Consider the following 10,941-nt stretch of genomic DNA (forward strand, 5'->3'; position numbering starts at 1 on the left):
CGCAAAGCCCGCGATGTTACCCCGGTGAACCTTTGTATTGCCTTGCAACCGGGGGCGGGGTTTACCCGGAATGCGGGCCCACCTGGCCGGCCGGGCGACGGGCCGGTCGCCATAATCTTCCATGTCCTCGCGCCTTCCGCCTTCCACGCCCTCGGGCGCCGCTGGCCAGCCCCATTCCATCGATTCGCCCGACATGTGCCGGGCCGGGCGCGAGCTCCTGTCGCTGGCGTTGATCGACGCGCGCAACCACACGCTGCACTTGCTGTCGCTCTATGAGCAGGCGCTCGGAGCCGAGGCCCTGGCCCTGCCGCCCGCGCCCGGAGAGGAAGACGTGGTGCCTCCGGTCTGGCTGGCGGGCCATATCGGCTGGTTCGCCGAATGGTGGATAGGGCGCAACACCCAGCGGGCCTTCGGCGCCGACTGCCCCGTGCGGCCCACGCGGCTGGCCGCCATCGACCCCGGCGCCGACGGCTGGTGGAACCCGGCCCAGGTCGGCCCCGGCCACCACTGGCCGGCCGATCTGCCCGACCTCGCCCAGACCAAGGCCTACCTGCTCGAGACGCTGGAAAGCACCCTCGAACTGCTCGACAACGCCGCCGAGACCGACGCCGGCCTCTACTTCTACCGCCTCGCGCTGTTTCACGAAGACATGCGCGGCGAGCAGTTCGTGGTGATGGCGCAGACGCTGGGCCTGCCCCTGGGCGTCGAGCAGGCGCCCATGGCTGTCACGCGCGAGCCGCTGCTGCTGCCGGCCACGCGCTGGGAGCTGGGCATGCCCGAAAGCGGCTTCGCCTTCGCGCAGGAGCGCGCGGCGCACCGGGTGGACGTGCCCGAATTCGAGATCGACGCCCAGCCCGTCACCTGGAACCAGTACGTCGAATTCGTCGAGGATGGCGGCTACGACCGCGAGGAGCTCTGGCATGGCGAAGGCTGGCGCTGGCTCTCGGCGCAGATCGAGGGCCGGCGCGGGCCGCGCCATATCGAGCAGATCGGCGCGGCGCGCAATGGCACGGGCGGCTCGGTGCTGCAGCAGCGCTTTGGCGCTACCGTGCGCGCGGCCGGCCATCACAGCGCCGTGCACCTGAGCTGGTGGGAGGCCGACGCCTGGGCGCGCTGGGCCGGCCGTCGCGTGGCGACCGAGGTCGAATGGGAGATCGCCGCCCATACGGCGGCGCGCCGCGGCTTCCGCTGGGCCGACGTGCACGAGTGGACTTCGGGCACTCTGCAGCCCTGGCCCGGCTACCGGGCCGATCCGTGGAGCGCGGGCACCGAGTTCGATCCGGCCGCTGCCTTCGGCCGGGCGCGCGTGCTGCGCGGCGCTTCGTTCGCGACACGTGCCCGTTTGCGGTCGCTGCGCCGCCGCGGCTTCGCGCTGCCGGAGCGCGACGACGGCTTCTTCGGCTTCCGGACCTGCGCTCTCTGACCCGGCGTCAGGGCACTCAGCGCTCCCCGCCGGCCTCGGAGGCCAGAGGCGGCGCCACTTCCTCCAGCGGCTTGCGTTCCGCGTCGGCCGCATGGCGCAGCGCCAGCAGCCCCGCCACGATGACCAGCCCCGCGCCGATGCAGTAGCCCACCATCACCGCGCCGCGGCTGCCGGTCTCGATCAGCAGGCCGAACAGCAGCGGCGCGGCGAAGCCGCCCGCGCCCATGCCCACCGCGTAGAAGATGGCGATGGCGATCGCGCGCATCTCCAGCGGAAACACCTCGCTCACCGTGAGGTACGCCGAACTCGCCGCCGCCGATGCCAGGAAGAACACTGCCGACCAGCACAACGCCTGCCCGCGCGCGTCGAGCCAGCCCTGCATGAAGGCCCAACCGGTCAGCGCGAGGCCGACGCCCGCGAGCACATAGGTCGCCGCGATCATGCGGCGCCGGCCCACGGTGTCGAACAGCGGCCCCAGCAGCAGCGGCCCGAGCACGTTGCCCAGCGCGAACGGAAAGATGTAGAGCGCCACGTTGCCTTCGGGCACGGCGTAGAAGCGGGTGAGCACGAGCGCGTAGGTGAAGAAGATCGCGTTGTAGAAGAAGGCCTGCGAAATCATCAGCGCCAGCGCGACGACGCTGCGCTGCGGGTAGCGCTGAAACAGCACCCGGGCCACTTGGCGCATCGGCGGGCTGTTCGGGCGCGCGGCCGTGTAGTTCACGACGAAGCCCTGCGGCGCGGGCAGCGGGCCGTGCTGCGCCTCGACTTCGGCTTCGATGCGATCGACGATGCGCTTCGCCTCGTCGGCCCGCCCGTGCGCCACCAGCCACCGCGGACTCTCGGGCACGTGGCGCCGCACCAGCAGGATGGCTACCGCCAGCACCGCCCCCAGCGCGAAGCCGGCGCGCCACCCCCACACCGGCCCGATCACGCGCGCGTCGAGCAGCACGAGGCTGAGCGCCGCACCCAGCGCGGCACCGATCCAGAAGCTGCCGTTGATCGCGAGGTTCACGCGCCCGCGCACCCGCGCCGGAATCAGTTCGTCGATGGCCGAGTTGATGGCCGCGTACTCCCCGCCGATGCCCAGCCCGGTGATGAAGCGGAACAGCGCGAAGAAGGCGAAGTTCGGCGAGAAGGCCGTCGCCAGCGTGCCGACGGTGTAGACCGCGAGCGTGATGAGAAAGAGCTTCTTGCGCCCGAGCCGGTCGGTCATCCGGCCGAAGAGCAGGGCGCCGAGCACCGCGCCCGCGACATACACCGAGCCCGACAGCCCGATCTCGCCGGCTGTGAGCCCGAGCGTGTCGGGCCGCTCCAGCACCGCGCCGATGGAGCCCACCAGCGTGACCTCCAGCCCGTCGAGCACCCAGGCCACGCCCAGCGCGATGACCACGCGCCAGTGCCAGCGCGACCACGGCAGGCGGTCGAGGCGGGCGGGGATGTCTGTTTGGAGCGTTGTCATCGGCAGCCCGGCAGATTCTGGGAATCCGCGGGCCGCCGGGGTGTAGGACCGTGCCGCTGCAGGGCCGTCGCCTGCCGGCGAGTTAACGCTAAAGGCTCAGGCTGTCTCGGCCAGCGCGTCCGCCAGCGCGTTCACCATGCGGTCGATCTCGGCCTTCTCCGCGATGAAGGGCGGGGCGAGCTGGATGGTGTCGCCGCCGTAGCGCACGTAGAAGCCCTTCTTCCAGCAGTTCATCGCGATCTCGTACGGGCGCCGCGCGGGCTCGCCCGGCAGGGCGGCGATGGTCAGGCCGGCGGCCAGGCCGTAGTTGCGGATGTCGGTCACGTGCTTGCTGCCCTTCAGGCTGTGCACTGCGTTCTCGAAGTGCGGCGCCAATGCCTGCACGCGGCCGATCATGTCTTCTTTCTTCAGCACGTCGAGCGCGGCGATGCCGGCGGCGCAGGCCACCGGGTGCGCGCTGTAGGTGTAGCCGTGCGGGAACTCGAGCATGTAGTCGGGGCCGCCCGCCGCCATGAAGGTGTCGTAGATGTCCTTGCTGGCCACCACCGCGCCCATGGGCTGCGCGCCGTTGGTGATCTGCTTGGCGATGTTCATGATGTCGGGCGTCACGCCGAAGGCCTCGGCGCCGGTGAGCGCGCCGCAGCGGCCGAAGCCGGTGATGACCTCGTCGAAGATCAAGAGGATGTTGTTGGCGGTGCAGATCTCGCGCAGGCGCTTGAGGTATCCCTTGGGCGGGATCACCACGCCGGCCGAGCCCGCGAAGGGCTCGACGATCACGGCCGCGATGTTCGATGCGTCGTGCAGCGCGATGATGTCGAGCAGGCGGTCGGCCAGTTCGACGCCGTTGTCGGCCATGCCGCGCGTGAAGGCGTTCGAGGCGAGCTGCGTGTGCGGCAGGTGGTCGGCCTCGACGCCCTGGCCGAAGAGCTTGCGGTTGGCCGCGATGCCGCCGACCGAGATGCCGCCGTAGTTGACGCCGTGGTAGCCCTTCTCGCGGCCGATCAGGCGGGTCTTGCTCGCCTGGCCCTTGGTGCGCCAGTAGGCGCGCGCCAGCTTCAGCGAGGTGTCGGCGGCTTCCGAGCCGGAGCCGGTGAAGAAGACGTAGTCGAGGCCGGCGGGCGTCATCTCCTTGATCTTGTTGGCCAGCTCGAACGAGAGCGGATGGCCGAACTGGAAGGCGGGCGAGTAGTCGAGCTTGGCGATCTGGCGGCTCACCGCCTCGGTGATCTCGGGGCGGCCGTGGCCCAGGCCGGAGCACCACAGGCCCGAGAGGCCGTCGAAGATCTTGCGGCCTTCGGAGTCGGTGAAGTAGGCGCCCTTGGCTTCCACGACGATGCGCGGATCGGCCTTGAAGTTGCGGTTGCCGGTGTAGGGCATCCAGTGCGCGTCGAGCCAGGCGGCGTCGGTGCGCACGGCCGATGCGGATTCGAGGGCAGGGGCTGCTGCGAGGGTCATGTCGATTCCCGCGCGCGGCGGGCTCCGGAGGTGAAGGGATGCGCCGATTGTTCGCAAGCCATTCAGTGTGGAGAATGGCGCAATATCAATGTTCACTTGACGTTTCATGCAAGTAAAGGCGAAAGCCCGGAATGGTGCCTCCGGCACCCGCAACCGCGCCGTGCTGGGGCAGCTCAGCGACATGGACCTGCGCCTGCTCAAGGTGTTCAGGAGCGTGGTCGACTGCGGCGGCATGGCGGCCGCCGAGCTGGAGCTGAACATCGGCACCTCCACCGTGAGCCGCCATGTGAAGGACCTGGAAACCCGCTTGGGGTTGGTGCTGTGCCGGCGGGGCAGGGCGGGCTTCGCGCTCACCGCCGAGGGGCAGCGCGTGTACGACGAGACGCTGCGCCTGCTGGCCTCGGTCGACGCCTTCCGCGGCAGCATCGACGACATCCACAACCGCATGGGCGGACAGCTCGACGTAGCGCTGTTCGACAAGACGGCGACCAACCCGCAGGCGCGCATCGGCGATGCCATCGCGCGCTTCACCGAGATCGCGCCCGAGGTGCGGCTGGCGGTGCACGTGGGCTCGATCAACGCCATCGAGCAGGGCGTGCTGGAGGGCAACTTCCAGATCGGCATCATCCCGGCGCACCGCGCATCCAAGAGCCTGGTGTATGCCGACCTGTTCGACGAGACCATGCTGCTTTACTGCGGCGCGGGGCATCCGCTCTTCGGCGTGAGCCACGACAAGCTCACCTGGGCTCGGCTGCGCGAGCACCATTTCGCGGGGCTGGGCTACCACTCGCCCAACATGGAGCTGAGCCACCGCGCGAAGCTGTCGCGCATGGCCACGGGCTTCGACCAGGAGGCGATCGCGACGCTGATCCTCTCGGGGCGCTTCCTGGGCTTCCTGCCCGACCACTACGCGCAGGTGTTCGAGGAGCGCGGGCTCATGAAGGCGGTGCTGCCGGCGCGTTTCAACTACGCGTGCCGCTTCGTGAGCCTGCTGCGGCGTTCGCCGAAGCCGTCGCGGGCGGTGCTGGTGTTCCAGGAGTGCCTGGAAGAGGCGCACGCGCGCTAGAGAAATCCTTCAGCGTTGCCCGCTCGGCAGCAGCAGATGCTTGGCGCCGATGTGCGCCTCCATCTCGTGCATGTGCTGCTCGGCGTCGACCATGTGCTCGGTCATCAGGCGGCGCACCTCGTCGGCGTCCTCTTTGCGGTAGGCCGCGAGCAGCTGCGTGTGATAGTCGACGTTGGCCTCGCCGAAGTGGTGATGGTCGAGCGCCTTCTTGTAGACCACGAGGTCGCGCAGCAGATCGTTGAGGAAGCGGCACATGAAGGAGAGCACCGGATTGGGGCAGCTCTCCGCCAGCATGGTGTGGAAGGCGAGTTCGGCTTCGCGCTGGATTCGCAGTTCGTCCTCGCTGGTCGGCTCGACCGTGCACAGCCGGACGTTTTCTTCCAGCTTCTCGAACTGCTCGGGCGTCAGCTTGCCCACCACGCTCACGGCCAGCTCGGGCTCCAGCGCCTTGCGCAGCTGGTAGATGTGATGGCCGTCGAGATGGTGGAAGTGCAGGAAGTTGCGCAGCGGCTCCGACGCGTGCTCCACGGACACCTGCTGCAGATAGGCGCCGCCCCCGGGGCCGGTGCGGATGGAGATCAGGCCGCGCACCTCCAGCGCCTTGAGCGCCTCGCGCACGGTGCTCTTCGAATAGCCGAAAAGCTCGATCAGTTCCTTCTCGTTCGGCAGCCGGTCGCCGGGCTGCTTGCGCTCCGCCACGATCCAGCGCTTGACGTCTTCGACGATGACGTCCGAGAGCTTCTGCCGCTTAGGACGGTTCTGCCCCACTCTCATTGAAACGCTCCATGCCCATCGGGAAATGCGCGGGATGCGCAACAGCGCGCGATCTTAAACGGCGCGGTTCGCAGGGTCGGTCTGGTTTTGGGCACAGGGCTTGCTAGCGGGTTTTTACCAGCATATTAATCCAATTTATCCGCTTAAATTCGCCGGCAATAGCAGGCACCCGTTTCCCTTGGTTCCCTTTCTTTCTTCCCCACCAACGACCGGAGAACTCATGCAACGCAGACAACTTCTTCAGCTGGCCGCCCTCTCGGCTGCCCCCGCCTCGCTCCTGGGCGGCCGCGCCGCCTTCGCCCAGTCGGCCGACGCGATCCGATTCGGCTGCCCGGTCCCGATGTCGGGCGCGTTCGCGGCCAACGGCAAGTTCGCCGACCTGGGCATGAAGCTGGCCATCGAGCAGTACGGCAGCGTGCTGAAGCGTCCGCTGGCCTACACGGTGCTCGACACCGAAGGCAAGCCGGCCACTGCCGTGCGCAAGGTGCAGGAAGCCTCGCAACAGCAGGGCGCGAAGTTCTTCGCGGGCGGCATCCTGTCGTCGGAGGCGCTGGCCATGGGCAAGGAGGCCGAGAAGGCCGGCGGCCTGTTCATCACCACCGCGGGCGCCGACGAGATCACCGGCAAGGACTGCAACCCCGCCACCTTCCGCTGGTCGGTGCCCACCTTCGGCGCCATCGAGCAGACGGTGCGCCCGCTGATCGCCAGCATGCCGAAGGCCAAGCGCTGGTACACCATCACGCCGCAGTACGTGTTCGGCGACGGCCTGCTGAGCGCCGCCAAGACCATCTTCCAGGAGAAGGGCATCGAGCACGTGGGCAACAGCTACCACTCGCTCACCGAGAAGGAATTCAGCGGCTACCTCACCAACGCCATGGCCGCCAAGCCCGACGTGCTGCTGCTGCTGAACTTCGGTGCCCAGTCGTCCGCCGCGCTGCGCCAGGCGGTGAGCTTCGGCATGCACAAGAACATGACGATCCTCATGGCCTGGGCCTCGGGCCTGGAGCAGTTCGACGAACTCGGCGCCGACCTGTGCGACGGCGTCTACTTCGGCGCGCAGTACTGGCACACGGCCGACACGCCGCTCAACAAGGACCTGGTGAAGCGCACCGCCGACAAGCTCAAGATCGTGCCCAACTACAGCCTCGCCGGCTCGTACATCTGCACCAAGATCCTGATCGACGGCATCGTGAAGGCCGGCTCGGTCGACCAGAAGGCGGTGATCGCCGCGCTCGAGGGCATGAAGTTCGACGGCCTCACCGGCGCCGAGGAAATCCGCAAGGCCGACCACCAGGTCGTCAAGGACTACTACCTGCTCAAGGGCAAGGCCAAGTCGAAGATGGCGAACCCCGCGGACTACGTCGACGTGGTGAGCTCCGGCAAGTCCTTCCTCCCCGTCGACAAGACCGGCTGCAAGCTGGCCTGAGGAAGCAACAGGGACACCGACTCGCCCATGTCCGTCTACCTGCTCCAGACCATCAACGGAATCGGCATCGGCATGCTGTATTTCCTGCTGGCGGTCGGCCTGTCCATCGTGTTCGGCCTGCTGCGCTTCGTGAACTTCGCGCACGGGGCCTTCTACCTGCTGGGCGCTTACCTCTGCTTCCAGGCCATGCAATGGGGCCTGGACTTCTGGCTCGCGCTGGTGCTCGTGCCGCTCTTCGTGGGCGCGCTGGGCTGGCTGTCCGAGAAGCTGCTGTTGCGCCGCGTCTACGCCAAGGCGCACGAGTTCCACATCCTCGTCACCGTGGGCCTCGCGCTCGCTGTGCAGGAGATGGTGATCGTGTTCTGGGGCCCGCTGGGCAACAGCGTCGCCACGCCCGACCTGCTGCAGGGCGTGGTCATGTGGGGCTCGTTCGTCTATCCGAAGTACCGGCTCTTCGTGATCGGCTTCACCGCCGTGCTCGCGGTGCTGCTGTGGTGGGTGCTCGAGGGCACGCGCCTGGGCAGCGCGGTGCGCGCGGGCAGCGAATCGACGGAGATGGTGTCGCTGCTCGGCATCAACGTGTTCCGCGTGTTCAGCCTGGTGTTCGCGCTCGGCGCGGCCACGGCGGCGCTGGCCGGCGTGCTGGCCGCGCCCATCCGCGGCGCCGAGCCCTTCATGGGCGTGGAGGCGCTGGCCGTGGCCTTCGTTGTGGTGGTGATCGGCGGGCTCGGCAGCTTCGGTGGCGCGCTCGTGGGCGGCCTGCTCATCGGCATCGTGCAGAGCCTCATGAGCACCATCTGGCCGCCGGGCGCGAGCCTGATGATCTATATCGCGATGGCGGCCGTGCTGCTGTTGCGCCCGCATGGCCTGCTCGGCCGCAAAGCATGAACGGACACGCCATGCCGAGAAAAATCACTTTCCTCCTGGCGCTGATCGCGGTGCTGGGCCTGCCGCTGGTGCTGAGCTCGGGCTCGCTCGCCAGCGAGGTGCTGATCTACGCGCTGGCCGCGCTGGGCTGCAACCTGCTGCTGGGCTACACGGGGCTGCTCTCCTTCGGGCAGGGCATCTTCTTCGGGTTGGGCAGCTACACCATCGCCATCCTGCTCACGCGGCTGAGCCTGCCGATGCCGCTCGCGCTGCTCGCCGCCGTGGCGATGGGCGCGCTGGGTGCTGCCGTGGTGGGCTGGGTCGCCATCCGGCAGCGCGGCACTTACTTCGTGATGCTCACGCTGGCCTTCGCGCAGATGTTCTATTTCATCGCCTACACCGCCACCGGCCTCACCGGCGGCGACAACGGCCTGCTCGACGTGCCGCGCCCCGGCTTCATGGACACGCCCTGGAAGTACTACGCCTTCGTGGCCGTGGTGTTCCTCGTCGCCTTCGGCCTGCTGCTGCGCGTGACCGATTCGGTCTTCGGCCGCACGCTGCTGGCCATCCGCGACAACGAGGACCGCGCCGCCGCGGTGGGCTACGACCTCAAGCGCTTCAAGCTGCTGGCCTTCGTGATCTCGGGCGCCGTCACCGGCCTCGCGGGCGGGCTGCACGCGATGATGACCGGCATTGCGCCTCTGTCGAACGCCGAGTACCACACGAGCGAGATGATCCTGGTCATCACCGTGATCGGCGGCACCGGCAACCTCTTCGCCTCGGTGCTGGGCTCGGCCTTCTACGTGCTGCTGGCCGACTGGCTCTCCACGCTGTGGCCGCGCTGGCTGCTGCTGCTGGGGCTCCTGCTGATCGGCGTGAGCATCGGCATGCAGCGCGGGCTCTGGGGCTTGGGCGAGAGCGCGTGGAAGCGCATCTTCCGCAAGGCGCCGGCCGACCCTGTCTCGCCTGCCGCCCAAGGAGAAAAAGCATGAGCGACGTTCTCATCGAAGCCGTAGGCGTCACCAAGCACTACGGCAAGTTCGCGGCGCTCGGAGGGGTCGACCTGAAGATCCGGCGCAACACGGTGCATTCGGTGATCGGCCCCAACGGCGCGGGCAAGACCACGCTGTTCCACATGCTCACCGGCACCGGCATGACCACCGGCGGGCGCATCCTGTTCGACGGCCACGACGTGACGCGCGAGCCCGACCACAAGCGCGTGCAGCGCGGCATGGCACGTTCCTTCCAGGTCACCGCGCTGTTCGCGAGCCTTGCGGTGCGCGAGAACCTGCGCGTGGCGGCGCAGGGCGTTTCGCCGCGCCAGGCCATGAACTGCTGGCGCGCGCCGGTCGGCGAACTGGCCTGCACCCAAATCGTCGACGAAGTGCTGCAGCGCATCGGGCTGGAGCGGCTGGCGAACACGCCGGCCGCCGAGCTCTCGCACGGCCAGCAGCGCCGGCTCGAAGTGGGCATGGCGCTTGCGGCGAGGCCGAAGGCGATCTTCCTCGACGAGCCGACATCGGGCATGGGTATCGACGACCTCGACGACATGAAGCAGCTGATCCGCGGTCTGCGCGACGCGCACACCGTGGTCCTCATCGAGCACAACATGAACATCGTGATGGACATCTCCGACACCGTGACCGTGATGCAGCTGGGCCGCGTGCTGGCCGAGGGGCTTCCGGGAGACATCCGCGCCGACGCGCGCGTGCGCACCGCCTATCTGGGCAACATGATCACGGGAGGCAAGGCATGAACATCCTCGAAGTCGAGAAGCTGCATGCCCACTACGGCAAGAGCCATGTGCTGCAGGGCGTGTCGATGACCGTGGGCGAGGCCGAGCTGGTCACGCTGCTGGGTCGCAACGGCGCCGGCAAGTCGACCACGCTCAAGAGCATTGCCGGCGCGGTCACGCCCACAAGCGGGCGCGTGCGCTTCCAGGGCGCCGACATCGCGGGCATGCCCGCGCACCGCATCGCCACGCGCGGCGTGTGCCTGGTGCCCGAGCACCGCGGCATCTTCAAGCTGCTGACGGTGGAGGAGAACCTGCTGCTCGGCCTGCGCCGCCAGTCGCCCTGGCAGCTGGACGACATCTACCGCATCTTCCCGCGCCTGAAGGAACGCCGGCGCAACGGCGGCGGGCAGCTCTCGGGCGGGGAGCAGCAGATGCTGGCCATCGGCCGGGCGCTGATGAATCACCCGCGCCTGCTGATCCTCGACGAGCCGGTCGAGGGCCTGGCGCCGGTGATCGTGGAAGAGATCGTCGCGCAGCTCAAGACCATCAAGGCCGCCGGCGTGGCGATCCTGCTGGTCGAGCAGAACCTGGAAGTCTGCGTGCAGCTGGCCGACCGCCACTACATCGTGGAGCAAGGCGTGATCGTGCACGAGGCCGGCAATGCCGACTTCATGGCCGACCACGAAGTGAAAGACCGCTACCTGGGCGTGGGGCTCGCCTGAGCGCTCTCCACATC

The 10,941-nt window shown here is 68.4% G+C and carries 10 protein-coding genes; 7 read left to right on the plus strand and 3 right to left on the minus strand.

Annotated elements, in window-relative coordinates; all coding sequences use genetic code 11:
- The first annotated feature begins 121 nt into the window (after positions 1 to 121).
- Positions 122 to 1,423 carry an SUMF1/EgtB/PvdO family nonheme iron enzyme gene (locus ABL838_RS08970; protein ID WP_418125089.1) on the plus strand — a complete coding sequence of 434 codons (1,302 nt, stop codon included), beginning with the start codon at positions 122 to 124 and terminating at the stop codon, positions 1,421 to 1,423.
- Between the two features lie 16 nt (positions 1,424 to 1,439).
- On the opposite strand, the gene ABL838_RS08975 is transcribed toward ABL838_RS08970, so the two are convergent.
- Both ABL838_RS08975 and ABL838_RS08980 read right to left on the minus strand, forming a co-directional pair.
- Positions 1,440 to 2,882: an MFS transporter gene (locus ABL838_RS08975; protein WP_418125090.1), complete on the minus strand. Its 1,443-nt coding sequence runs from the start codon at positions 2,880 to 2,882 to the stop codon at positions 1,440 to 1,442.
- 96 nt (positions 2,883 to 2,978) lie between these two features.
- Positions 2,979 to 4,337 (minus strand): aspartate aminotransferase family protein, encoded by a 1,359-nt coding sequence (locus ABL838_RS08980; RefSeq protein ID WP_369659058.1) that lies wholly within the window; start codon positions 4,335 to 4,337, stop codon positions 2,979 to 2,981.
- Between the two features lie 106 nt (positions 4,338 to 4,443).
- Here ABL838_RS08980 and ABL838_RS08985 point away from each other — a divergent pair, with 106 nt between their 5' ends.
- Positions 4,444 to 5,403: a LysR family transcriptional regulator gene (locus ABL838_RS08985; protein ID WP_418125091.1), complete on the plus strand. Its 960-nt coding sequence runs from the start codon at positions 4,444 to 4,446 to the stop codon at positions 5,401 to 5,403.
- Positions 5,404 to 5,412: 9 nt separating this feature from the next.
- Here ABL838_RS08985 and ABL838_RS08990 read toward each other — a convergent pair whose 3' ends face one another.
- On the minus strand, positions 5,413 to 6,177 hold the full coding sequence (locus ABL838_RS08990) for a FadR/GntR family transcriptional regulator (RefSeq protein ID WP_418125092.1): 765 nt from the start codon (positions 6,175 to 6,177) through the stop codon (positions 5,413 to 5,415).
- Positions 6,178 to 6,397: 220 nt separating this feature from the next.
- Between ABL838_RS08990 and ABL838_RS08995 the strand changes: the two genes are divergently transcribed.
- Genes ABL838_RS08995 through ABL838_RS09015 form a run of 5 tightly spaced genes read left to right on the plus strand, consistent with a single transcriptional unit; the run spans position 6,398 to position 10,927 of the window.
- Positions 6,398 to 7,603, plus strand: a complete 1,206-nt coding sequence (locus tag ABL838_RS08995; RefSeq protein ID WP_418125093.1) for an ABC transporter substrate-binding protein — start codon at positions 6,398 to 6,400, stop codon at positions 7,601 to 7,603.
- A gap of 27 nt (positions 7,604 to 7,630) precedes the next feature.
- A complete protein-coding gene (locus ABL838_RS09000; protein WP_369659057.1) occupies positions 7,631 to 8,491 on the plus strand; it encodes a branched-chain amino acid ABC transporter permease in 861 nt (286 codons plus the stop codon).
- A gap of 11 nt (positions 8,492 to 8,502) precedes the next feature.
- Positions 8,503 to 9,462 carry a branched-chain amino acid ABC transporter permease gene (locus tag ABL838_RS09005; protein WP_418125094.1) on the plus strand — a complete coding sequence of 320 codons (960 nt, stop codon included), beginning with the start codon at positions 8,503 to 8,505 and terminating at the stop codon, positions 9,460 to 9,462.
- On the plus strand, positions 9,459 to 10,226 hold the full coding sequence (locus ABL838_RS09010) for an ABC transporter ATP-binding protein (protein ID WP_418125095.1): 768 nt from the start codon (positions 9,459 to 9,461) through the stop codon (positions 10,224 to 10,226). Before ABL838_RS09005 ends, ABL838_RS09010 begins: the two co-directional genes overlap by 4 nt.
- Positions 10,223 to 10,927 carry an ABC transporter ATP-binding protein gene (locus tag ABL838_RS09015; protein WP_126022892.1) on the plus strand — a complete coding sequence of 235 codons (705 nt, stop codon included), beginning with the start codon at positions 10,223 to 10,225 and terminating at the stop codon, positions 10,925 to 10,927. Before ABL838_RS09010 ends, ABL838_RS09015 begins: the two co-directional genes overlap by 4 nt.
- Positions 10,928 to 10,941: the final 14 nt, after the last annotated feature.

The organism is Variovorax sp. 160MFSha2.1 (assembly GCF_048305075.1).
In the GTDB taxonomy this organism is placed as follows: Bacteria; Pseudomonadota; Gammaproteobacteria; order Burkholderiales; family Burkholderiaceae_C; genus Variovorax; species Variovorax guangxiensis.